The following is a 23,417-nucleotide window of genomic DNA, read 5'->3' on the forward strand; positions in this document are numbered from 1 at the left end:
CTAGATCCTTGGCCGGCCCGCCCAGCGCCGCGCCTTGAGCGCCGCATGGAGCTCCAGCCGGGCCATCCCCTTGAGCGGATCCACGCCCAGGAGCTGCCGGATCCGGCCCAGCCGGTTGTAGATACTGCTCCGGTGCAGGTGCAGCTTGTCCGCCACTTCCTGGACCGAGCCGTCATTGTCATAGAACAGCTCCAGCACGGGCAGGAGCTCATGGTTCCGGTCGTGGTCCTCCAGGATCCGGAAATACACCGAGCCCGCATCCGCCCAGGCCCCCGCCCCGCCGCCGGCGGAGGCCAGCAGCTGGTACAGGCCCGTGGCGCGGCAGTCCACGAGTTCGCCCAGCTGGGGATCCACTGCCGCGGCCTGGGCCGCTTGCCGGGACTGCCGGTAGGCCTCCGCCATCTCGCGGGGCTTGGCGAAGCCCTCGGAAGTCCCGAGGATGATGCGGCGCACGGACCGACCGGAGCGCTTGGCCAGTTCCAGCTGGTAGTGCACCAGCACCTGGGCGTGGTCCGCCCGGCCGGTGGATTCCCTGAACAGCACGACGGCGTGGGTTTGGGTGCCGGCGCTGAACAGGGCCGCGTCCACCCCGATGGTGGCCTGAAGCGCGGCGGAGCGGTGGATCAGGGTGGAGGCGATCGGGTCCGCTGCTTCCGCCCAGCCGTCGGCATCCAGCACGGTCACAAGCTGCCAGGGCCCGCGGCCCTGCACTTCCTTCCAGCCGGCAACGGCCGCGGCGGCGTTGGACTCGCCCTTGCAGGCGGCCAGGAACTCCTGCTCGCGCCGGCGCCGGAATTCGGACTCGGCGGTGTTGGAGTCCAGCAGCAGGGCGGAGAGCTGTTCAATTTCGCGGCCGACCTCGGGCAGCTGGGCGAGGACCGGCGTCGCGTTCGGCTCCTCGGCGTCCAGCTGGACCCATAGGTATCCCACCCGGAAGCCGCGCACCAGCAGGGGCACGCAGACGCGGCCCAGCATGCCCAGCTCCTCGTTCGCCGGCACGACGACAGGCCGCACCGCCGTCGCGATCCCATGCGAGAGCTGCCACGCGCTGACGTCCGCGGCCACGCGTTTGCTGAGCAGGAAGTTCACCCGGACCCGGTCGGCGTGGGACTGGTTGGAGCTGTAGGCGAGCAGGAGGCCGTCGAGGTCTTCCAGCGACAGGCCGCGGCCAAGCTTCAGCGCCACCTGCTCCACGAGCTGCTCCACCTCCTGCTGCTGCATGCTGCCAGACTACTGCCAGGGGAGGGCCCGGGGCGAAAGCCACACCACCTGCCGGCGGGCGGACAGCAGGCGACACCTGCCGCTTGCCGTGTCGACAAATGTCGAGTGCGGGATTTCAAAAACCGCCAAATTCCGCGGCAACCCGTCCGGACCTTGCGGCGGAGCCTGTCGCCTGCCTCACAACAGGATTTATTCTGGAAGTACGACTTCCCCCGCAAACACCCAGGCCCACAAGGCCGCCACGACTGGAGCCCACAATGATCATCGGTGTCCCCAAAGAGATCAAGAACAATGAATTCCGCGTTGCCATCACGGCTGCCGGCGTCCACGAGTTCCGCACGCACGGCCACTCGGTCCTGGTGGAGCGCGGCGCGGGCCTGGGCTCGGGCATCACGGACGAGGAATACGCCATCGCCGGCGCCGAGATCGTCGTCGAAGCAGACGACGTCTGGGCCCGCGCGGACATGGTCATGAAGGTCAAGGAGCCGGTCAAGGCCGAATACCACCGCTTCCGCAAGGGCCTGATCCTCTTCACCTACCTGCACCTCGCCGCCGAGCCGGAATTGACGCAGGCGCTCATCAACAGCGGCGTCACCGCCATCGCCTACGAGACGGTCCAGGAAGGCCGCACGCTGCCGCTGCTGGCCCCGATGTCCGAGGTTGCCGGCCGGCTCTCCGTCCAGGTCGGCGCCACCTCGCTGATGGCTCCGGCCGGCGGCAAGGGTGTGCTGCTCGGCGGCGTACCGGGGGTCCGCCCGGCGAAGGTCGTTGTCCTCGGCGCCGGTGTTGCCGGCACCAACGCCGCCGCCATGGCCCTGGGCCTCGGCGCCGACGTCACCATCCTGGACATCAACATCAACCGCCTCCGCGAACTCGATGCCCAGTACCAGGGCCGCCTGAAGACCGTGGCCTCCAACGCCTACGAGATCGAGAAGTCCGTCGTCGACGCCGACCTCGTGATCGGCTCCGTGCTGATCCCGGGGGCCAAGGCCCCGAAGCTCGTCACCAACGAGCTGGTCTCCCGGATGAAGCCCGGCTCCGTGCTGGTGGACATCGCGGTGGACCAGGGCGGCTGCTTCGAGGACACGCACCCCACCACACACCAGGAGCCGACGTACAAGGTCCACAACACGATCTTCTACTGCGTTGCCAACATGCCGGGTGCCGTTCCGAACACCTCCACCTACGCGCTGACCAACGTCACCCTGCGCTACGCAGTCTCACTGGCCAACCTGGGCGTCAAGGCCGCGTTTGACCGCGATGCCAGCCTTGCCGCCGGCCTGAACATCGCCGCCGGCAAGGTCGCGCACCGTTCGGTCTCCGAGGCGCACAATCTGCCCCTCGTCGCCGACTGGCACCAGCTGGTCTCCGCGTAACACACGCGTTGCCGTACAACGGCAGTCACCCTCGGCGAGGATGGCTGCCGTTGTCCAGTTAAGCTGGCAGGGACCGGGCCCGCTCGATCAGCCCCAGGACCTCCACCGGCCCGGCCGGGTCCACCGGGACCGGCAATGCCGATCCGGCCCCGCCGCCGCTGATTTTGGCTGCCAGGATCCGGTAGAACTCCGGGTAGGCGCCGCGCTCGGTGGGCAGCCGGTCCAGGTGCCCGTCCCTGCCGAGCAGCCCGGCCCAGTCCCGGTCTTCGACGCCGTAGGCGGGGTCCAGCGGGCTGCCGCCGGCCACGATGAAGGGCTCCTGCGGGTCGATGCCGTGCTTGGTGAAGGCGCCGTCGCTGCCCAGCAGCCGGAAGCGGGGTCCCTGCTGGGCGCAGAGCATGTTCATCCACAGATGGCTCGTAACCCCCGATTCGTGCCGCAGGGCCAGGAAGACGTCGTCGTCGGTCTTCTCGCCCGCCCGGCGCGCCGCCAGTTCCGCGTGCATGACCGTGGCGGGTCCGAACAGCGCCAGCGCCTGGTCCAGCAGGTGCGTGCCGAGGTCGAACAGCACCCCGCCGCCGTCGTCCGCCGTCGCGTCCGCCTTCCAGGCCTTCGCGACCGCGGGGGACCAGCGTTCAAAACGGGATTCGAAACGGGTCACGGTGCCGAGGGCACCGCTGTCCAGCAGCCCGCGTACGGTCAGGAAGTCGCCGTCCCATCGCCGGTTCTGGAAGACGGTCAGCACCCGGCCCAGCCCTGCCGCGAGGCCGATCAGCTCCTCGCCTTCGGCGCTGCGCACGGTAAAAGGCTTGTCCACGACGACGTCGAGGCCGGCTTCCAGCGCCGCCTTCGCGAGCGGGTAGTGGGTGGCCGGCGGTGTTCCCAGCACCAGCAGGTCCAGGTCGCCGGCGAGTCCGAGGATGTCCGCCGGCGTGTCCACAAGCCGGGCGCCGGGGTACCGGGCGGACGCGGCGGACTTCCGGCCGGCGTCGGAGGTGGCGATCACGTCGAGGGAATAGGCGGGGTTGGCCGCGAGCAGCGGGGCATGGAAGACGCTGCCGGAGAGGCCGAAGCCGGCGACCGCGGCACGGATGGGCCGGGTGGAGTCTGTTGTCATGGCTCCACGCTACTCCCGGGCGCCCCAGTGGGCGGTTAAGCGGCGAAGGCCGGCGCCCGCCCGATTCGGGGAGTGCCGGCCCTCGCTGCTGGAGGCGCTGCTTAGCGGGGAGTTACTTCTTTTCCCAGCCGAGGGTGGTCCAGTCCGGAACCTGGGACAGGCTCTTGAACAGGGACGGGCCGTAGTTGGCCAGGCCGGTGCGCACGAAGGAGATCTGCGGACCGTTCATCACAACGCCCATGGAGAAGTACTTCGCCATGTGCTTCCTTTCCACTTCCATCGCTGCCTTGTTGCGCTCGGTGTTGTCGGCGATGGTGGAGAGCTTTTTGATCCCGGCATCCAGCTCGGCGTCGCCCAGTTCGTTCTCGTTCGTCTTGGAATCGTAGAACTGCTTCACGGAGTCGGTCGCGTCAGGGCCCACGGTGTAGCCGGAGACGCTCATGAAGAAGTCGCGGCTGCCCAGCACCTTGCCGAAGTCTGCGGAGGCGCGCTGGTCGATGCCGACGTCCATGCCGCCGGCCTTGAGCTGGTTCTGCAGGGTCTGCGTGAAGGCCAGGGTGGTCGGATCGTCACCGAAGTTGCTGATCCTGAAGGCAGCGGGAACGCCGTCCTTCTCCATGACCCCCGCGGCGTTGGCCGTGTACCCGGCGTCGGTGAGGACCTTCTTGGCGGCCTCGGGTCCGGATTCCTTGACCGGGTAGTTGTCCTCGTAGTACTTGGAGAACGGCAGCAGCATCATCGATCCGGAGCTGGTTTCTTCCCAGTTCAGGCCGTTGAAGCGGACCTTGCGCAGCGCTTCGCGGTCGACGGCGGTGAAGATCGCCTTGCGGATCGCGACGTCACTCATCGGCGCCTTCTGGGCGTTCAGGTTCAGGCCGCCGGCGAAGAGGCGCTGGCCGCGGCGGACCTCGGAGTTCTTGGTGCCGTCGAGCTGCTTGTAAGGGGTGATGGTGTTGGCCGAGACGCCGTCGATTTCACCGTTTTTGAACGCAGCAATCTGGGCGCTGGTCTCCAGCTGGCGGAAGATGACCTTTTCCAGGACCGGCTTGGTGCCCCACCACTTGTCGTTCTGGGCCAGCGTAACGGTCTTGGCGGCGGCGTCGTACTTGTCCAGCTTGAACGGGCCGGCCATCCGCTCCGGGTGCATGTCGCCGGTGAAGCCTTCGTTGAAGATCGCGGGGGTGTTCACGGCCGGGTGGATCAGGCCGGTGAAGAGCGAATCCAGCGGGTAGACGGGCTGGGTGGTGGTGACAACAACTTCCTTGTTGCTGGCACCGGCCTTGACGGAGTCAACGAACTCGTACGCGCCGGAAGTGACGACGTCGATGTCCTTGTTCTCGCCCTTGAGACACGGTGCCGGCGGGTGCGCCCGGAGGCGGTGTTCCGCGAGTCGGGTATCAGATCGTTATGAATAACTCAGGGGAATAGATTTAGCCGGCGGCCGCTTGGAATCCCGAGCAGCCTACGCTCCGCGGACCACGCACGAGGTGAGCTCCCGCCAGGACGCGGCGAGCCGTTCCGGGGTGATCTTGTGCATCCTGACGGCATGCAGGAGGCGCTCCGGTTCGAGCGTGGCGCTCAGCGAGGTGGCCATGAGCCAGGGATCGGCTGCCACACCCGCCTCCTGCAGCAGGATCTCCAGATGCCGGCGGCAGAGCACGGCGGCCGGCACGTCGAACCTGTTGCGGGCGGACACATCCGCGGCCCGGGCAAGCTCCCCGAACTCCAGCACCCAGGCAATGCGTTCCTCGCCGAAGGCAATGAGCCGTTCCAGCGGCGCTGCGCCGGGACCCAGCGGCGGCGGTCCGAACATAAAGCGCCCCTGGAACCCGGCCTCGGCGTCGCTGAGCAGGGTCATCATGAGCCCGGCCCGGCTGCCGAACCGCCGGAACACCGTCCCCTTACCCACACCCGCGCGCTGCGCCAGCGTGGCCATGGTCAGGCCGTCCGCCCCGCATTCCTCGATAAGCTCGCGGGCAGCCCGGAGCAGCACCTCCCGGTTCCGGGCGGCGTCGCGGCGCTCAGGCTCCACGCCCGGGCGGATCGGGATTAAGCTCACACCGCACATTCTAGCCCCGGGGAATAGAAGCGGACCGCAGTCCGTTTTGATTCAGTGAAGGCCGGCAAAGCCTCCACGATCCGTCAGCCGCAGGATCCTCCGCGGCACGATACCTAGGAGTTCACATGTCCAAGAACACCGTTCTCACCCTGGTCGGCAGCCTGCGCGCCGATTCCACCAACCAGAAGCTGGCCGAAGCGATCCAGCTGAACGCCCCGGAGCAGGTGGAAGTCATCATCCACGACAGCCTCGGCAACATCCCGTTCTACAACGAGGACATCGACGTCGAGGGCCAGGTCCCGGCCGCCGCCGCCGCCCTGCGCGCCGCTGCCAACGCCGCCGACACCCTGCTCCTGGTCACCCCGGAACACAACGGCACCGTTCCCGCCTCGCTCAAGAACGCCATCGACTGGCTGTCCCGCCCGTTCGGCGCCGGGGCCCTGAGCGGCAAGCCGACCGCCGTCGTTGGCACCGCCTTCGGCCAGTTCGGCGGAGTCTGGGCCCAGGATGAGGCCCGAAAAGCTGTCGGCATCGCCGGCGCCCGGGTTCTCGAGGACGTCAAGCTGGCTGTCCCCGGGTCGATGGTCCGCTTCGCCGCGGTCCACCCGAAGGACGACGCCGAGGTTGTCGAACAGATCAGGGGCGTCTTCGACGCCCTCGCCGAGTCCCGGACGCCGTCCGCAGCCTAGCCCCCTCGCTCCGCGCTTTACCTGCGACGTCCCCGGCAGACTCTGCCGGGGACGTTCCGCGTCCGCCGGAGGGATGCCGCAGCTCGGGGCGTTTTGTGAACAAACGTTGCCTGCAAGACAACACGGGCTGTACCCTTGGAAATGTGACCCACGAAACACTTGATGCCGCCGCAGAAACACTTCCGGCCGAGGCAATTGACGCAATCGAACGTGCGGCTACGTCCGCCCACCGCCACGAGGAACTCTTCTCGGAGCGCGCAGCAAATATCAAGCAGTCGGCAGTCCGCGATGTCTTCGACATCTCGATGCGCCCCGGCCTCGTGTCGCTCGCCGGCGGAAGCCCGTACCTCCAGTCCCTCCCGCTCGAGCGGCTCGGCCAGACCGCCGCGAAGATCATCGCCGAACAAGGCATGACAGCCCTGCAGTACGGCGGAGGGCAGGGCACCGAGGAACTCCGGACCCAGATCTGCGAGGTTATGGCCGCGGAAGGGATCCTGGACGCCAACCCCGACAACGTGGTGATCACCGCGGGTTCACAGTCCGCCCAGGATGTCGCGACCAAGGTCTTCTGCAACCCCGGTGACGTGGTCCTGGTGGAGGACCCCACCTACGTTGGCGCGCTGAACACGTTCGAGGCCTACCAGGTGCAGGTTGCCACGGTACCGATGGACGGGGACGGCATCGTCCCGGACCTGCTCGAAGCCAAAATCGCCGCCCTGCAGACCGCCGGCAAGAACATTAAGTTCCTCTACACGATCCCCAGCTTTAACAACCCCTCCGGCATCACCCTGTCCCAGGAGCGCCGGCAGCAGGTCGTCGATATATGCCGCAATGCGAATATCTTAGTGCTGGAAGATAACCCTTACGGCCTGCTGCGCTTTGACGGGGAACCGCTGACCCCGCTGCGGGCAGCAAACCCGGACGATGTCATCTACATGGGGTCCTTCTCGAAGATCTTCGCGCCGGGCCTGCGGATCGGCTGGGCCCTTGTCCCCGCACACCTCCAGCGCCGCTACTACCTGGCCTCCGAGGCCGTGACGTTGTGCCCGCCCACGCTCAACCAGATGCTGGTCTCCGCCTACCTGCGCGACTACGACTGGCGCGGCCAGATCGAAACGTACCGGGGGCTATACAAGGACCGCTGCGACGCGATGCTCGCGGCCCTCGACGACTACATGCCCGACGGCCTCAGCTGGACCCGCCCCGAAGGCGGCTTCTTCGTCTGGGTGACCCTGCCGGACGGTGTGGACACCTATCCGCTGCTGAGGAAGGCGATCGACGCCGGCGTCGTATTCATTCCCGGTGCGGCATTTACGCATTCGGATGAACCGTCCAACAAGCTCCGGCTAGCCTTCAGTGCGGTCCCGCCGGAATCCATCCGCGAAGGCGTCCGCAGGCTGGCGCCGGTCCTGCGGGAAGCCATCGCAGCGTTGTAGCCTGAGTCAACGGCGCATGGCCGAAGACGATCGTTGACCCCAAGGAGTATTTTATGACCGGAATTATTGTTGTCGGCGTCGATGGCAGTGAAACTGCGATGAAGGCCGCGCAGACCGCGCGAGGCCTGGCGGTCTCCCTTGGGGCAACCCTGCATGTGGTCAGCGCCTTCGACAGCGACCGGACCGAAGTCTTCGGCAGCGGCAGCGACAAATGGATTGTCTCCGATGCCGGCGAAGCGGAGAAGGTCGCCAAGAGCGTCGCCAACAGCCTCAGAACGCCTGAGGTCAATGTCACCTACGCCGCCGCCCGGGGTAAGCCCGCCGAAGCCCTGATCGACGAGGCATCCCGCGCCGGCGCGCAGCTGATTGTGGTCGGCAACCGAAGGATGAAGGGACTGGGCCGGGTGCTGGGGAGCGTTGCGAACAGCGTGGCCCACAATGCTCCCTGCGACGTTTACATCGCCAAGACCGACGCCGCCGAATAACGCATAGTGCCGGCAGCCAGGACACGTCCGGGAGCACCGGCGCCTGGACTGCCGGCTGATATGAGGCGGGTCAGGCCTTCCCGCCGGCCGCAGCCGGGGCCGTCTTCAGTATCCGGCGCAGGATCTTGCCGGAGGAGGACTTGGGCACAGCGTCGATGAACTCCACCCGGCGGATCTTCTTGAACGGCGCCACCTTGGCGGCAACGAAGTCCATCACTGCTGCCTCGTCGAGCCGCGCGCCGTCGTCACCGGGCTGCCGGACCACAAACGCCATCGGCACTTCCTGGCCGTCGGCGTCGGGGGTTCCGATCACGGCGGCGTCGGCAATGCCCGGATGTGTCAGCAGCAGCGCCTCAAGCTCGGCAGGGGCGATCTGGTAGCCCTTGTACTTGATGAGCTCCTTGAGCCTGTCCACGATTGTCACGACGCCGTCGGACCGCACAGTGGCGATGTCGCCGGTGTGCAGGAAGCCGTCGGCGTCGAGGGTGTCCGCCGTTTCCTCGGGCCGGTTCAGGTAGCCGAGCATCACGTTCGGTCCGCGGCACAGCAGGTGGCCCGGGGCGCTGGCGCCTTCGGCGGGGACCTCGATCTCCTCCCCGGTGGCCGGATCCACTAGGCGGCAGTCCATGTTCGGCACCGTGTAGCCCACCGAGCTGACGGGCACATCCGTGGCGTCCACGGGGATGAGGTGGGAGACGGGGCTCATCTCGGTCATGCCGTAGCCCTGCAGTACCCGGCAGCCCAGGCGCTTGGCGAGACTGGTTCCCAGGTCCCCGTCGAGCGGTGCCGCGCCGGAGAGGGTGGTGTGGACCGAGCTGAGGTCGTACTCGCCGACCAGCGGGTGCTTGGACAGCGCAACGGCCACGGGAGGTGCAATGAAGAGGTAGCTGCACTTGTGGTCCTGGATGATTCGAAGGAACTCGGCTAGATCGAACCTGGGCATGGTGACCAGGCAGGCCCGCTGGCGCAGGGCAAGGTTGAGCAGGACGGTCAGGCCGTAGATGTGGAAGAACGGCAGCAGCGCCAGCAGCCGGTCGTCGGCAGCGACGTTGAGCAGGCCGCGGGACTGCTCCGCGTTGGCGACCAGGTTCCGGTGGCTGAGCATAACGCCTTTGGGCCGTCCCGTGGTCCCGGAGGAATAGGGCAGCACGGCGACATGCGTGGCCGGATCGAAGCTGACGTCGGGGGCCGGCGCGCCCGTGGTGAGCAGGTCCCGCAGCGAGGGGTGCCCTTCGGCGCCGTCGAGCACCACAAGCCGTTCGGCCGGGATCCCGGCCCGTGCGGCAGCTTCCTTAGCGCCGGGCAGCAGCGCCGAGACGGTGAACAGCCACTCCGCTCCGGCGTCGGCGAGCTGAAGCGCGATCTCATCGGCTGTGTAGAGCGAGTTAACGGTCGTGACCGTCGCGCCGGCCCGCAGCAGGCCGTGGAAGACGACCGCGAAGGCCGGGGCGTTGGGGCACAGGATCGCCGCCACGCCATGGACGCCGAGTCCCTGGGCCGCGACGGCTCCGGCCAGGGCATCGATCTGCGCCAGCAACGTGCGGTAGCTGGTCTCCGCGCCGCTCGTCCCGTCGATAACGGCGATCCGGTCCAGGTCCTCCTCGCGGAGGCCGCCAAAAAGGTACTGATAAAGGCTGACGTTGGGAATATCCACGTCGGGGAACGGGCTCGAAAACACGCAACATCTCCTTTGATCTGCGTCCACCCGGCGGGCGGCGGCTGGTGCCACTCTAGTGCCGACCAACGGCCCGGGGACAGGAAAGCGCGGATTTGGCCCGCGCCGCCACCCCTCATCCCGCGCCGCCACCCCTCATGGGGAGTCAGGGAAGGCCCGCGGGGGTTGCGCTGCGTCCGGCAGTATCAGTCCAGCAGGAGGGCCGGCTCTTCGAGGATTGCGGCGACATCGGCCATAAAGCGCGCCGAGAGGTCCCCGTCCACTACCCGGTGGTCGAAGGAGCCGCCGAGGGTGGTGATCCAGCGCGGAATGACTTCGCCGTCAAGGACCCAGGGCTTCTGCTTGATGGTACCGAAGGCAACGATGGCCACCTCGCCGGGGTTGATAATCGGGGTGCCGGTGTCGATCCCAAGGGCGCCGATGTTGGTAACGGTCAGGGTGCCGCCCTGCATCTGCGCCGGCTGGGTCTTACCGGCGCGGGCCGTGGTGGCCAAGTCGTTCAGCGCGAGGGCCAGTTCCTTGAGGGACAGGTCCTGGGCGTTCTTGATGTTGGGCACCATGAGGCCGCGGGGTGTTGCGGCGGCGATGCCCAGGTTCATGAAGTGCTTGACGTGGATCTCGGCCGAGTCGCTGCCGTCCGGGTTGTCCACCCAGGTCGCGTTGACGCTGGGGTTTCGGGCCGCGGCCCAGATGACGGCCTTGGCCAGGATCAGCAGCGGTGAGACCTTGATGCCCTCAAAGTCGCGGGAGACCTTGAGGCGCTTGACGAACTCCATGGTGCGGCTCGCGTCGACGTCCACGAAGATACTCACGTGCGGGGCTGCGAAGGCAGACTCGACCATGGCCTTCGCGGTGGCCTTGCGGACGCCCTTGACCGGGATCCGTTCGATCCGCTGCTCCTGCGGGCGGCCGGTCGTGCCCCAGAAGGTGTCCGCCTGGTCCACCTCGGCGTCACGCTGGGCCTGGTAGCTGACGAGGTCTTCGCGGGTCACTTCGCCGCGGGCGCCGGTGGGGATGACGTCGGAGAGGTCGATGCCGAGGTCCCGGGCGATCTTTCGCACGGGCGGCTTGGCCAGCACCCGGTTGACGAGGCCGGTGATGGCGCCGCCGAAGGTGGGCCGCTGGTCGGTGCTTTCCGTGGGGACGGGCCGCAGGGCCTGGGCGACAGGCTCCGGGCTGATCCAGATGTCGTGGCCCTCCATCCCCACCCGCTCCCTAACCTCGCTAGCTCGGCCAGGGAACCTGGCGGGCGTGGCCCCAGGCTCGGCTTCCCGGGCAGGTCCGGTGATTGAGCTTGTCGAGATCGCCGGGGCAGCGGAAACCCGCGGGCGGCGCTTCACGGCGTCAGCCTTGGGCCCGGATCCCACCAGCGGACCGCCGGCCGGGCGCCCGGCCGGCTCGCCGGCGTCGGACATGTCCTCTTCAAGCTGGCCGTACATCGGAGCCGCGGAAGCCTGCGCCGCAACGTCGGGAGCCGCAGGGGCGGCAGCATCCGGGGCGGCAGCGTCGGACACGCTGATGATGGGGGTACCGACGTCGACCGTCACGCCCTCCGCGACAAGCAGCTCGGTGACGGTGCCGGCGAACGGCGAGGGCAGCTCGACGAGGGACTTCGCGGTCTCGATCTCGCACAGGACATCGTTGATGGCGACGGTGTCGCCGGCCTTGACCTTCCAGGAGACGATTTCGGCCTCGGTCAGCCCTTCACCCACGTCGGGGAGGTTGAACTTGTGGAGAGTCATGTTTTCCTTGGTTGTGGAAGGCGCCCCGTAGTACAGGGCATCAGTAGGAAAGGGCACGTTCGAGTGCCTCGAGGATGCGGTCAATGTCCGGAAGGTAGTCTTCCTCCACCTTGGCCACGGGATAGGGCATGTGGAATCCGCCGACGCGGATGACAGGAGCCTCGAGCGAGTGGAAGGCCCGCTCGCTGATCCGGGCCGCGATTTCGCCGCCAATGCCGCCGAAGGTGGGGGCCTCGTGGGCCACGATCAGCCGGCCCGTCTTCTTGACCGAGGCCGTGACGGTGTCGAAGTCGATCGGCGAGATGGAGCGCAGGTCGATCACCTCGACGCTGTGGCCGTCCTCCGCGGCGGCGTTCGCTGCGGCCAGGGCCACCGGCACCAGCGGGCCGTAGACCACCACTGTCGCGTCCGTTCCCTCACGCAGCACGTGGGCCTTGAAGGGATCCGCCGAGGTCCCGGGGGATTCCGTGTCCACCTCGCCCTTGAGCCAGTAGCGGCGCTTGGGTTCGAAGACGATCACGGGGTCCTGGCAGTCGACGGCCTGCTGGATCATCCAGTAGGCGTCATGCGGGTTGGACGGGGTGATGATGCGCAGGCCCGCGGTGTGGGCGAACAGCGCCTCGGGGGATTCCGAGTGGTGCTCGATCGAGCCGATGCCGCCGCCGTAGGGGATCCGGATGACGACGGGAACGGTCAGGTTGCCGTTGCTGCGGGAGTGCATCTTGGCCAGCTGGGTGGTGATCTGGTTGAACCCCGGGAAGACGAAGCCGTCGAACTGGATCTCGCAGATGGGCAGGTAGCCGCGCAGCGACAGGCCGATCGCGGTACCGATGATGCCGGACTCCGCGAGCGGGGTGTCCACGACGCGGTCCGCACCGAATTCGGCGATGAGGCCGTCGGTGACGCGGTAGACCCCGCCCAGGGGCCCGATGTCCTCGCCCATCAGCAGGGAGCGCGGGTGGTTGTTCAGTGTTGCGCGCAGGCCCTCGTTGATGGCCTTGGCAATGGTCATGGTGGTCATGAGCTGGCCGCCCCCTCTGCCTGGCCGGTCGCTGCCTCGGCCTCGTCGGCGAACCCGGCACTGTACTCCTCGAACCAGGCCAGCTCTTCGGCCACCAGCGGGTGGGCCTCCACATAGGTGTTGGCGAAGGCTGTCCGGATGTCCGGGGTTTCCAGGTCGTGGGTGGTCTTGCGGACGTAGGCGGCGAGTTCGTCGCCGGCGGCCCCGACCTGGTCAAAGAAGGCGTCGTCCGCCATGCCTTGGGCGCGCAGGTACTTTTCCAGGCGTTCCAGCGGATCCTTCGCGCGCCACCGGGCTTCCTCCGCGGATTCCCGGTATTTGGTGGGGTCGTCGGCCGTGGTGTGTGCACCGACGCGGTACGTGAACGCCTCGATCAGCACGGGGCCGTTGCCCTCGCGGGCGTGATCGAGTGCCCACTCGGTGACGGCGTGGACGGCGATCACGTCATTGCCGTCCACCCGGATGCCGGGGAAGCCGTAGCCCTTGGCGCGGTTGGCCAGCGGGATGCGGGTCTGCACGGAGCTGGGCACGGAGATGGCCCAGTGGTTGTTCTGGCAGAAGAACACGACGGGCGCGTTGTAGGAGGAGGCGAAGACCATGGATTCGTGGACGTCGCCTTCGGAACTGGCACCGTCACCGAAATAGACCACGACGGCGGCCTTGGGCTCCGGCGCCCCGCCCGGCGTTCCGTCCGCGGCGGCCGCCGCGAGCCTCTGATCGCGCTGGATGCCCATGGCGTAGCCGACCGCGTGCGGGGTCTGGGCCGCGAGGACCAGGGTATAGAGGTGGAAGTTGGTGTCCTTGGGGTTCCATCCGCCGTTGGAGACGCCGCGGAACTGGCGGAGCAGCTCGGCCAGGTCCACGTTGCGGGTCAGCGCCACACCGTGTTCTCGGTAAGTGGGGAAGATGTAGTCCTGCGGCTGGCTGGCCCGGCCGGAGCCGATCTGTGCGGCTTCCTGGCCGGTGAGCGGGACCCACAATGCCAGCTGGCCCTGCCGCTGGAGGGCGGTGGCTTCCACGTCAAAGCGGCGGATCTTGGCCATGTCGGCATAGAATCCGCGGAGCTTTTCCGGAGTGAGCCGCTCGGCGTATTCGGAGAAGACCGGGTCGGAGCCCAGCTTTCCGTCCGGGCCCAGCAGCTGCACCATCGGCTCCGCGGGGTCGCCTAGTTGGGCTTCGGCTTCCGCCTCGAGGTGGTCATCCATATCGGTTCCGTCGAACTCGGTAGAGGGCAGATGTGTGGCGCCCATACCGTCTCCTTGCTTGCCGCATCCGAATGCGCCGCAATCGCTGGGATATATGCCGGATCAGGAATATATTCCTGATCCGGCATATATTTGGCTTACTCGTCCCTACTTTATCCGCAGTAGGCAGCCCGCAGGCTTCATGTTAAGCGCTAGGAACGCCGTGGCGGTTTTGTATAGATCGCACAGAGTTCCAGGAAACGGGTGTTTGCCTCGGCCTCCCCGATACTGACCCGCACCCCCTCGTCCCCGAAGGCGCGCACGGAGAGTGCGCGCTCCCCCGCAAGGGCAGCGAATTCCGCACTATTGGAGCCCAGGTTGAGCCAGACAAAGTTTCCCTGCGCCTCCGGAACAAACCATCCGAGCTCACGGAGACCGGCCGTGACGCGGTCCCGTTCGTCCACCAGGCTTTGTACCCTTTCTACAACCTCGGCGAAATGCCGCAGTGAGGTCACGGCGGCGATTTCCGCGATCTGGGACACCGCGAACGGAGTGGCGGTGACGCGCAGGTGCTGGCTGAGGTCAGGGTTGGACACGCTGTAGCCCACCCTCAGCCCGGCAAGGCCGTGCGCCTTGGAGAAGGTCCGCAACACCACAACGTTGGGATATTTGCGGTACATCTCAATGCCGTCAACAGCGTGCTCGTCGCGGACGAACTCCTGGTAGGCCTCATCGATGACCACCACAACGTCGGAGGGCACAGTCCGGATGAAGCGTTCGGTTTCCGCGGTGGTGAGGATGGGCCCGGTGGGGTTGTTGGGCGTGCACAGCAGGATCATCCTGGTGCGGGCCGTCACCGCGGCCGCCATGGCGTCCAGATCGTGTCGGCCGTCGGCGGTCAGCGGGATCCGGACGCTCTCGGCGCCGGCGACGCCGACGCAGATCGGGTACGCCTCGAACGAGCGCCAGGCGTAAATGACCTCGTCCGGCTTGCCGTCGTCGTTCTGGCCGGCGAACGTGGCAAGGAGCTGGTTCAGTGCCCCGAGGCTGCCGGCGCCGGTGACGATGTCCTCGGCGGGAACGTCCAGGAAGCCGGCGAGCGCGGCCCGGAGCCTGCTGCTCAGCGGATCCGGATAGCGGTTGAAGTCGGTCTGCGCCGCGATCGCCTGCTGCACTGCAGGGATCGGGGGCAGCGGGTTTTCGTTGGAGGAAAGCTTGTAGCTGACCAGGCCCTCAACGGGGACGGGCGGTTTGCCGGCCGCATAGCGGGGAAGGAGGTCTACCACCGGGCGGGGCCTGATGCCCCCGGCCGGGTTCTCTGATGAAGTCATGCCATCTAGCCTACTTCCCGGCCCTGCCGCCACGGGCGGAGATATGACAGCATGGGGCCATGCGCTCATTCATCGTTCGGGTCATCATCAACGGGCTGGCCCTGGCAATCGCGTGCTGGATCCTCACCGGCCTCGATATTTCCACCGCGGGCAACGGCACGATCAGCATCATCCTTGGCTACCTGTTCATCGGCTTAGTCTTCGGACTCGTCAACGCCTTCGTCAAGCCCATCGTCAGCCTGCTGTCGCTGCCGATCACCATCCTCACCCTGGGTCTTTTTACGATTGTCATCAACGCGGCAATGCTCTACCTGACGTCCTGGATCAGCAGTTACACCACAGTGCAATTCACCATTGACGCCTTCTTCTGGACTGCCGTGTTCGCCGCCCTCATTATCAGCGCGGTGTCCCTCGTGGCCAGCTGGCTGCCCGTCACCGGCCGGCGCTAGGGAGGTGCACCTGGCCGGCGAGCGCTAGGCCGCCGGCTGCTGGGCGCGGTCTCCTGGGTTGCCGCCCGGACCCTGCATCGGACCCTGCATCGGGGCCTTCGCCGGGCCCGGCCGCGGGCCCGGTGCCATCGGAACTCCCCGCGGCGACGCCATGGCATCGCGCCGCAGCGAGAACCGCGTGACGGTGGCAGCACCCCCGGCCCCCACGACGGCGGCAAGCGCGGCGGTGGAGCCTTGAAGCGACGGATCCCGGCTCGCCGAGACCTCCCGGGCGCCGTCAGCATAGAGGCCCATCCGGTGGCCCGGCCCCATGCCCGGTTCCAGCCAGTCCCGGACGGCAATCGGATTCGTCAACGTGACGGTCACACGGTCCTTGGTGTCAGGGTTGGGCCGCCCGTCCGTCCCGGGCACCCAGTCGTCCGCATGCTCCAGATGCAGGCTGCTGACACCTGGCACGGGCTCGATTCCTCCCACCGGCGAACCGGCCGTGAGCACGAACCTCAACCCGTATTCGGCCAGGAACGCCTTGTCCTGGCTGAGGTTCATGGCGTGGATGCCGCCCTGGCTGTAGCCGACGGCGGCCACCTGGTCGCCCGCCGCGGCACCGGCCTCCGCCAGGGCCCGCCGGACGGCTTGGGCCGTCTCCGCCGAGTCGTAGCCGAGGCCCTCTGCGACGCCGGCGGGGTCAAAGGGGTTTGCGCCCGCCGGCAGCCCGCCCTGCGTTCCCGGGATGACGACCACCCACGCGCGCTGACTTCCCTCCCCGAGCCGCAGGACCTCGATGTCTCCGCTGGTGCGGCCAAGCGCCCCGGCCCGCAGCAGCAGCCCGGCAGGTGAGACGTCGACCTCCTCCGTCCGGGTTTCCCTGCCGTCGACCCGGACCGGACGGGGTTGCAGGAACTCCAGGCCGGGCGCCGCCGCCAGCCCGCGGACTACGCCACGGACGCCGTCTGCGCCGATGACGGCACCGCCCGCCCCGGCCAACGCGGCGGGCACGCCCAGCAGCAGCGCCAGCCTCGCGGGCGCCTGCGAGACCTCATCCTCCACCACATCGCGGAGGGTCATCGGAGGTAGTCCGAAAAGCCCCCACAACGGTCCGTACCCTGCGCCCGTCCTGCCGATCCGCAGAAGCAGGCTGTTCCGGGCCTCGGCGAACTCGTACTCCCGGTGGCTGGCCCTGACCTCGCGGCAGAGTCGCTCCAGCTCGGCCCGGACACGGCCCAGGGCCTGGGCCCCCTCTCCGACGGCGATGATGGCGTTGCTGCCGCTGGCGTAGGAATCGGGCTGATAGGGGAACAGGGCACGCCGCACCGCGTCTGCGTCTGCTTCCACGGCCGCCAACTCCTTCGCCACCCCGTCCAGGGCCGCAGCCCCGGCGAGCAGCTCCTCGAACTGGAAGCTGAGCCCACCCACCCCGCCGCGGATCCGGAGCATGCCGTCGACCGGCGCCGCGGGAACGGGCGCTCCCCCGGAGCCGGTCGGCGTGGCCTCCGCCATCAGGAACCCGGCCGGCCGGAGGACAGCACCACATTCTGGGCGTGCCGGAGCACCACGGCCACGGCATCCTGCAGGGTGTTCCGGACCCGGCGGAGTGAGGCTGCGTGCAGGGAGAGCGAGGTCCGGTACGCCCGTCCGGCGGGCGACTGCCAGGTTTGCAGCTCCAGCCGCACCAAGTGGGACAGCACGGCATCAGCCTGGTCGGCGCAGGCGGCAACGCGGGCCGCCAATTGCTGGACCTCGTAGCTGCGCGAGGCGCACGCCGCAGCGTCGGCGGCCGTCAGGCTGCCGATCATTGAGCCGGCCATTGCACTAGTCATCCCTGTCGTCATGAACCCCACGCTAGAGGGACGGCTGGCCGTGCCAATGCTCCAGCGGCAGCTATGTGGACAACCCAAATGGACAACCCTCCGGAGGAGCCACCGGACAACCACCGGACAACCGCAAGTCACAAGGAACAGCGCACTTAAGACGCGGCGTGACTTCGTGAAAGAATCGGGACATGCCTGAAACTGCCGCCACAGCTGAAACCCGCACGCCGTCCGGACGCCTGGCCCTCGCCGCGTCTTCACCCCAGATCGCGCTCGGCCCGCTGGACGGCCGCTACCAGTCCGCCGTCGCCCCGCTGGTCGATTACCTCTCCGAGGCCGCCTTGAACCGCGACCGGGTCGCCGTGGAGGTTGAGTGGCTCATCCACCTGACCGGCAACAACGTCCTGCCCGGCGCCGGACCGCTGACTGCCGTTCAGCAGGAGAACCTGCGCGCCATCGTCACCGGCTTCGACGCCCACTCGGTCACCGAATTGGCCGACATTGAAGCCGTCACGGTGCATGACGTCAAGGCCGTCGAGTACTACATCGGCCGGCGCCTGGCCGGCCTCGGCATCGAGCACCTGACCGCCCTGGTGCACTTCGGCTGCACCTCGGAGGACATCAACAACCTCTCCTACGCCCTGGGCATCAAGGGTGCCGTGGAGGATGTGTGGCTGCCGGCCGCCCGGGCCTTGGTAGCCCGGATCGGCGCCATGGCCGAGGACAACCGCGCCGTGCCGATGCTTTCCCGCACCCACGGCCAGCCGGCCACGCCCACCACCCTGGGCAAGGAACTCGCGGTCTTCGCGCACCGCCTGACCCGCCAGCTGGACCGCATCGCCAAGACCGAGTACCTCGGCAAGATCAACGGCGCCACCGGCACCTACGCCGCGCATGTGGCCTCCGCCCCCGGCGCCGACTGGCAGCAGGTTGCCCAGAGCTTCGTCGAGGGCCTGGGCCTGGCCTGGAACCCGCTGACCACCCAGATCGAAAGCCACGACTGGCAGGCCGAGCTGTACGCCGACGTCGCGCGGTTCAACCGGATCCTGCACAACGTCTGCACGGACGTCTGGAGCTACATCTCGATCGGCTACTTCGTGCAGATCCCGGTCGCGGGCGCCACCGGATCCTCCACCATGCCGCACAAGGTCAACCCGATCCGCTTCGAGAACGCCGAGGCCAACCTGGAGATCTCCTCCGGCCTGCTCGACGTGCTCGGCTCCACCCTGGTCACCTCCCGCTGGCAGCGCGACCTCACGGACTCCTCCTCGCAGCGCAACATCGGCGTCGCGTTCGGCCACTCGCTGCTCGCCATCTCCAACGTGGCCAAGGGACTGGACCGGCTCAACGTCGCCGAGAGCGTGCTGGCCGCGGACCTCGACACCAACTGGGAAGTCCTGGGCGAGGCCATCCAGATGGTCATGCGCGCCGAGGCGATCGCCGGCGTCGACGGCATGGACAACCCGTACGAGCGGCTCAAGGACCTGACCCGCGGACAGCGCGTCGACGCCGCCCGGATGCACGAATTCGTCCAGGGCCTGGGCCTGTCCGCGGAGGCCGAAGCCCGGCTGCTGGCGCTCACCCCCGGCAAGTACACCGGCATCGCGGACAAGCTGGTGGACCACCTCAAATGAGGCTTCTGCTCATCCGCCACGGCCAGACGCCCGGCAACGTCCTGGGCCAGCTGGATACCGCCCACCCCGGCCCCGGGCTGACGGAGCTCGGCGAACGGCAGGCCGCCGCCCTGGCCAGGTCGCTGGCCAATGAGCAGATCGGCTTCCTCTACGCGTCCACGCTGATCCGCACCCAGATCACGGCCACACCGCTCGCGACGGTGCGCGGCCTGAAGATCGAGGTGCTGGAGGGGCTGCGGGAGATCGAAGCCGGGGCGCTGGAGAAGGCCACCGACCGGGAATCGCACCTGCGCTACCTCGGCACGGTGTTCGGGTGGGCCGAGGGCGAACTGGACCGCCGGATGCCGGCAGGACCCAGCGGACACGACTTCTTCGAACGCTACGATGCCTCGATCGCCCGGATTGCCGCGGCAGCGGCAGCCGGCGGCGCGGGGACCGTGGCCGTGGTCAGCCACGGCGCCGCCATCCGCGTCTGGGCAGGGCTCCGGGCCGCCAATAGGGAACCCGGTTTTGCCGCCCGGCATGTGCTGGCCAACACCGGTATCGTGGCGCTGGACGGGGACCCCGACGCCGGCTGGCGGCTCATCCACTGGGACGGAAGTCCCGTGGGCGGTCTGGCCCTCGCGGACCCGACGGCGGAGGACCCGGCCGGCCGCACGCCGTAGTGGCCGCCTGCCGCACCTGTCAACGAGTTCTCCGAAGCCTTACGAGCAGGAAACACGGACGAAACCGGCACTGCCTAGCCTTGAGTTGCATAACCCTTCGGCGAAGCGAGGCAATGATGCAGACCAACCCGCGGCTCAACATACGGCAGGTCACCTGGGCCAACCCCGTGGGCGCGGATCTGCGCGCGGCCCAGCAGGCGGAACTGGACGCCCGCTTCGGCAGCAGCGACCACGAACCTGGGCCGCCGCCGTCGGAAGCTGACACCGCCGTGTTCCTCGTCGCGCACGACAAGGCTTCCGGCCAGCCCGTGGGCTGCGGCGGACTGCGGATCCTGGACGTGAACACCGCCGAGATCAAGCGGCTCTACGTGCTGCCCTACACGCGCGGCTCCGGCGTGGCCAGCTCCATCCTGGCGGCGCTGGAGGCGCATGCCCATTCCTTGGGCATCACCAGGATCACCGCAGAGGCCGGCTCCGCGCAGCCTGACGGCAGGCATTTCTACGCGAGCGCCGGCTTCCTGCCGGTGCCCAACTTCGGGTCCTACATCGGGGTGGAGCACTCGTACTGCTACGCCAAGGCGATCGACTCGCACAGCGCCGCCCACACCGCGATGGCGTGAGGACCCGCGCCGCCGCTCGTCACACAGCACCCGGCGCACCGCCGTCGGCTAATCTCGCACTATGGAACCGGCAGACATCACCTTTCGCACCCGCAAGTGGGTGCGGCCCGAAGACCTCAACGCGAACGGCACGCTGTTCGGCGGAAGCCTGCTGAAGTGGATCGACGAGGAAGCGGCGATCTACGCCATCCTGCAGCTGGGCAACGGCCGGGCCGTCACCAAGTACATTTCCGAGATCAACTTCGTCAGCTCCGCCGTGCAGGGCGACCTGATCGAAATGGGGCTGACGGCCACCCGCTTCGGCCGTACCTCCCTGACCATGCGCGCCGAGGTCCGGAACATGATCACCCGCCAGAGCATCCTCACGATCGAGGAAATCGTCTTTGTAAACCTCGGTCCGCACGGCAAGCCGGCACCGCACGGCTTCACCGAGATCACCTATGACCGGGACCGGATCCCGACCCACCACCTGACGGCGGCGCTGGACGAGGACTAGGGGTTCAGCGTTCGACGGCGGGAGCACGCCTGGGCCGCGCGGCGGCCTTGAGCACCGCGTCCCGCAGCGGCTGGGCACGTTCCGCGAGCGCCAGCCGTGTTATGGCGGACGACGCCACACGCAGGGCCTGGCTGCGCAGCAGCCTCCGCCTGCTGTACGACGCAATCGCCTCCCGGAGCGGCCGGGTGTTGAGCAGATCCGCCAGCGTGACCGCGTCAATCAACGCCTCACACGCGCCGCGTCCCAGATTCGGCGTCATTCCGTGCGCCGCATCCCCCACGAGCACCGCGCCGCCCCGGGCGTACCCCGCCAGCGGCGGCGCAGTCCAGATTCGCTGTGCCAGCGTCCCTTCCGGCGTCGCAGCCGCGAGTACGCGGCCGATTCCGGAGAACTCGCCGGCAAACCGCTCGCGGGTGGCATGCAGTGCCGCCCCGACGTCGATGCCGCCGGGCCCCAGCTCTGACCGGTAGGAGGCATACCAGTACGTCCTGCCGCGTGCTGCGGGGATGATGCCGAACAGTTGCCCGCGGCCCCAGTATTCACCGCCGGTGTCCGGGGGCACTGGCGCGTCGATGATGCCGCGCAGGGCAAGGTATGGACTGGGCCTTGCCCCGGAGTGTTCGCCCCAGGCGGCCCGGCGGACCACGCTGTGCACTCCGTCGGCGCCGACCACCAGGGCAGAAGACGGCAGCGATGCCACGGGCCCGTAGGCCCGAAGCACCGAATCGGGGACGGCTGCGTCCAGCAGCCGCAGGAGGTCAGCGCGGGAAACTCCGACCCCGCCCGGCGCCCGGGCCTGCAGGAAGACGTTCCCGGATCCGTCCCTGAGTGCCATGGCGCCAAAGCCGGAGCCGGCGGCAAGGATCGCGGGAAGGATCCCCATCGCATCAAGTGCCTGCTGGGCTGTGGGCCACATGGCCAGCGACGTCTCCACGGACGGCAGCTCCTGCCGCCGCTCATGGACGGTCACCAGGAAGCGGGCCGGGTCAAGATGCGCGGCAAGTGCCAGCCCTGCGATGCCGCCGCCGACGACCGTTAGAGCGTCCATGTGACCGATTCTACGACCGGCGCTCGAGACGGCGCAGCCGGACCGGCACGGGCCAGGCTGCCCTGGATGTTCACGGCGGGTTAACGCCATGGGCGCACTCCGTTCTGCCGGACGGACCAGACTCAAGTGCCGAGGGCCGGCTATTTCATCGAATCGATAGCCATAACCGTCGACTCCGGCGGTTGCCCCTATAGGCTGGCCGGACAAATGCCCCTCTGATCCCGTTCAGAAATGAGTCCCACTCGTGCGCAGATTGAAAACCCTTGTTGCCGCCGCCGTCGCCGCCACCCTGCTTACCGGCTGCGGAGCGGGCGCCGCTGCCCCCGCGGCGTCGGGAACGGCTGCCGGACCCGCCGCCGTCGCACCCTCGGGACCACCGTCCGGCGAAACCCTCATCGTCTACACCAACTCCAACGGTGAAGGCCGCGGCGAGTGGCTCACGAAGAAGGCGGCGGAAGCGGGCTTCAAGATCGAAATCGTCGGGGCCGGCGGCGCGGACGCCACCAACAAGCTCATTGCCGAAAAGAACAACCCGATTGCGGACGTCGCATTCGGGCTGAACAACATGTACTTCGAGCAGATCAAGGCCGCCGGTGCGACTGAGCCGTTCACACCCTCCTGGTCCGGAGAAGTCGACACCGCCAAGGGGGACAAGTCCGGCAGCAAGGCCTACTGGCCGCTGGTCCAGCAGGCGATTCTCCTCGGCTACAACTCCGGGACGTTCAGTAAGGACCAGGCACCCAAGGACTGGACCGACCTGTGGAGCCAGGACAAATTCAAGTCCCGCTATGAGCGTGTCACCGGCCTCGGCACCGCCACCGCGCAGCTGGTCTTCGCCGGCATCCTGACCCGATACAAGGACGACAGCGGCGATCTGGGTATCTCCGACGAGGGCTGGAAGCAGATCGAAGGGTATTTCCGTAACGGATCCCCGGCAGTGGCCAAAACCGATCTCTTCGCCCGCATCGCCTCGGGCGACACGGACATGGGCCAGATGCCCTCCTCGATCATTGTCGAACGTGAAAAGTCGTTCAAGGTCAACGTGGAAACTGTGATGCCTTCTGTCGGTGTGCCGCTGGCCATCGAGCAGGTGGCCCTGGTCAAGGGAACGGATAAAAAGGACGAGGCCCTCAAGTTCATCAACTGGTTCGGCAGCGCGCAGACCCAGGGTGACTGGGCACAGCAGTTCAACTCCATGCCGGTCAACAAGGCCGCCGTGGCCAAGGCAAAGCCCGAAGTCGTCGAGTTCTTCAGCACCCTCAAGCAGCAGGACATCGACTGGAACTTCGTCCAGGAAAACATGGGCCAGTGGGTCGAAAAGATCGAACTGGAATACATGAGCTGAGCCAGCCCTGGGTTGC

Annotated in this window: 20 protein-coding genes and 2 pseudogenes; 10 read left to right on the forward strand and 12 right to left on the reverse strand. The window is 67.8% G+C overall.

Annotation, left to right across the window (positions count from 1 at the left end; all coding sequences use genetic code 11):
• A pseudogene (locus tag ACZYZE_RS15210) lies at window positions 1-1,340 on the reverse strand (PucR family transcriptional regulator).
• Window positions 1,341-1,478: 138 nt separating this feature from the next.
• Between ACZYZE_RS15210 and ald the strand changes: the two are divergent.
• On the forward strand, window positions 1,479-2,597 hold the full coding sequence (ald, locus tag ACZYZE_RS15215; RefSeq protein WP_459319250.1) for an alanine dehydrogenase: 1,119 nt from the start codon (window positions 1,479-1,481) through the stop codon (window positions 2,595-2,597).
• A 58-nt stretch (window positions 2,598-2,655) separates the two neighbouring features.
• Here ald and ACZYZE_RS15220 read toward each other — a convergent pair whose 3' ends face one another.
• The 3 genes and pseudogenes from ACZYZE_RS15220 to ACZYZE_RS15230 all read right to left on the reverse strand — a co-directional run bounded on the left by ACZYZE_RS15220 (window position 2,656) and on the right by ACZYZE_RS15230 (window position 5,773).
• Entirely contained in the window at window positions 2,656-3,714 is a 1,059-nt protein-coding gene (locus ACZYZE_RS15220) for a Gfo/Idh/MocA family protein (RefSeq protein WP_463908581.1), read from the reverse strand.
• 112 nt (window positions 3,715-3,826) lie between these two features.
• Window positions 3,827-5,056, reverse strand: a pseudogene (locus ACZYZE_RS15225) (ABC transporter family substrate-binding protein); the annotation flags it as partial.
• A 120-nt stretch (window positions 5,057-5,176) separates the two neighbouring features.
• Window positions 5,177-5,773, reverse strand: coding sequence for a TetR/AcrR family transcriptional regulator (locus ACZYZE_RS15230; protein ID WP_463908583.1), 597 nt, complete (start codon window positions 5,771-5,773; stop codon window positions 5,177-5,179).
• Between the two features lie 125 nt (window positions 5,774-5,898).
• Here ACZYZE_RS15230 and ACZYZE_RS15235 point away from each other — a divergent pair, with 125 nt between their 5' ends.
• The 3 genes from ACZYZE_RS15235 to ACZYZE_RS15245 all read left to right on the forward strand — a co-directional run bounded on the left by ACZYZE_RS15235 (window position 5,899) and on the right by ACZYZE_RS15245 (window position 8,383).
• Window positions 5,899-6,462: an NAD(P)H-dependent oxidoreductase gene (locus ACZYZE_RS15235; protein ID WP_463908585.1), complete on the forward strand. Its 564-nt coding sequence runs from the start codon at window positions 5,899-5,901 to the stop codon at window positions 6,460-6,462.
• A 143-nt stretch (window positions 6,463-6,605) separates the two neighbouring features.
• Window positions 6,606-7,898 (forward strand): aminotransferase-like domain-containing protein, encoded by a 1,293-nt coding sequence (locus ACZYZE_RS15240; RefSeq protein ID WP_463908587.1) that lies wholly within the window; start codon window positions 6,606-6,608, stop codon window positions 7,896-7,898.
• Between the two features lie 53 nt (window positions 7,899-7,951).
• Window positions 7,952-8,383, forward strand: coding sequence for a universal stress protein (locus ACZYZE_RS15245; RefSeq protein ID WP_463908588.1), 432 nt, complete (start codon window positions 7,952-7,954; stop codon window positions 8,381-8,383).
• A gap of 70 nt (window positions 8,384-8,453) precedes the next feature.
• Here ACZYZE_RS15245 and ACZYZE_RS15250 read toward each other — a convergent pair whose 3' ends face one another.
• From ACZYZE_RS15250 to ACZYZE_RS15270, 5 genes are all read right to left on the reverse strand, one after another.
• A complete protein-coding gene (locus ACZYZE_RS15250) occupies window positions 8,454-10,061 on the reverse strand; it encodes an AMP-binding protein (RefSeq protein WP_463908590.1) in 1,608 nt (535 codons plus the stop codon).
• Window positions 10,062-10,243: 182 nt separating this feature from the next.
• Entirely contained in the window at window positions 10,244-11,800 is a 1,557-nt protein-coding gene (locus tag ACZYZE_RS15255; RefSeq protein WP_463908592.1) for a dihydrolipoamide acetyltransferase family protein, read from the reverse strand.
• A gap of 40 nt (window positions 11,801-11,840) precedes the next feature.
• Window positions 11,841-12,821, reverse strand: a complete 981-nt coding sequence (locus ACZYZE_RS15260; RefSeq protein ID WP_459319954.1) for an alpha-ketoacid dehydrogenase subunit beta — start codon at window positions 12,819-12,821, stop codon at window positions 11,841-11,843.
• Window positions 12,818-14,071 carry a pyruvate dehydrogenase (acetyl-transferring) E1 component subunit alpha gene (pdhA, locus tag ACZYZE_RS15265; RefSeq protein ID WP_463908594.1) on the reverse strand — a complete coding sequence of 418 codons (1,254 nt, stop codon included), beginning with the start codon at window positions 14,069-14,071 and terminating at the stop codon, window positions 12,818-12,820. Before pdhA ends, ACZYZE_RS15260 begins: the two co-directional genes overlap by 4 nt.
• Before the next feature lie 146 nt (window positions 14,072-14,217).
• Entirely contained in the window at window positions 14,218-15,336 is a 1,119-nt protein-coding gene (locus ACZYZE_RS15270; protein WP_459319952.1) for a histidinol-phosphate transaminase, read from the reverse strand.
• 59 nt (window positions 15,337-15,395) lie between these two features.
• Here ACZYZE_RS15270 and ACZYZE_RS15275 point away from each other — a divergent pair, with 59 nt between their 5' ends.
• Complete coding sequence (locus tag ACZYZE_RS15275; protein WP_463908597.1) at window positions 15,396-15,785, forward strand: phage holin family protein; 390 nt, start codon at window positions 15,396-15,398, stop codon at window positions 15,783-15,785.
• 24 nt (window positions 15,786-15,809) lie between these two features.
• On the opposite strand, the gene ACZYZE_RS15280 is transcribed toward ACZYZE_RS15275, so the two are convergent.
• Both ACZYZE_RS15280 and ACZYZE_RS15285 read right to left on the reverse strand, forming a co-directional pair.
• A complete protein-coding gene (locus ACZYZE_RS15280) occupies window positions 15,810-17,282 on the reverse strand; it encodes a hypothetical protein (RefSeq protein WP_463908599.1) in 1,473 nt (490 codons plus the stop codon).
• Window positions 17,282-17,590 carry a hypothetical protein gene (locus tag ACZYZE_RS15285; protein WP_459319949.1) on the reverse strand — a complete coding sequence of 103 codons (309 nt, stop codon included), beginning with the start codon at window positions 17,588-17,590 and terminating at the stop codon, window positions 17,282-17,284. Before ACZYZE_RS15285 ends, ACZYZE_RS15280 begins: the two co-directional genes overlap by 1 nt.
• A 194-nt stretch (window positions 17,591-17,784) precedes the next feature.
• On the opposite strand from ACZYZE_RS15285, the gene purB reads away from it, so the two are divergent.
• The 4 genes from purB (at window position 17,785) to ACZYZE_RS15305 (ending at window position 21,008) form a co-directional block, all read left to right on the forward strand.
• Entirely contained in the window at window positions 17,785-19,227 is a 1,443-nt protein-coding gene (gene purB / locus ACZYZE_RS15290; RefSeq protein ID WP_463908601.1) for an adenylosuccinate lyase, read from the forward strand.
• On the forward strand, window positions 19,224-19,892 hold the full coding sequence (locus ACZYZE_RS15295; protein WP_459319947.1) for a histidine phosphatase family protein: 669 nt from the start codon (window positions 19,224-19,226) through the stop codon (window positions 19,890-19,892). Before purB ends, ACZYZE_RS15295 begins: the two co-directional genes overlap by 4 nt.
• 116 nt (window positions 19,893-20,008) lie before the next feature.
• Complete coding sequence (locus ACZYZE_RS15300) at window positions 20,009-20,512, forward strand: GNAT family N-acetyltransferase (RefSeq protein WP_459319957.1); 504 nt, start codon at window positions 20,009-20,011, stop codon at window positions 20,510-20,512.
• Window positions 20,513-20,573: 61 nt separating this feature from the next.
• Window positions 20,574-21,008 carry an acyl-CoA thioesterase gene (locus tag ACZYZE_RS15305; RefSeq protein ID WP_459319946.1) on the forward strand — a complete coding sequence of 145 codons (435 nt, stop codon included), beginning with the start codon at window positions 20,574-20,576 and terminating at the stop codon, window positions 21,006-21,008.
• 4 nt (window positions 21,009-21,012) lie between these two features.
• Here ACZYZE_RS15305 and ACZYZE_RS15310 read toward each other — a convergent pair whose 3' ends face one another.
• The gene (locus ACZYZE_RS15310; RefSeq protein ID WP_463908603.1) at window positions 21,013-22,056 is read right to left on the reverse strand and encodes an FAD-dependent monooxygenase; all 1,044 of its coding nucleotides are present in this window, start codon (window positions 22,054-22,056) and stop codon (window positions 21,013-21,015) included.
• A gap of 244 nt (window positions 22,057-22,300) precedes the next feature.
• On the opposite strand from ACZYZE_RS15310, the gene ACZYZE_RS15315 reads away from it, so the two are divergent.
• Window positions 22,301-23,401 (forward strand): extracellular solute-binding protein, encoded by a 1,101-nt coding sequence (locus ACZYZE_RS15315; protein WP_459319944.1) that lies wholly within the window; start codon window positions 22,301-22,303, stop codon window positions 23,399-23,401.
• Window positions 23,402-23,417: the final 16 nt, after the last annotated feature.

This window comes from Pseudarthrobacter woesei (assembly GCF_055412745.1).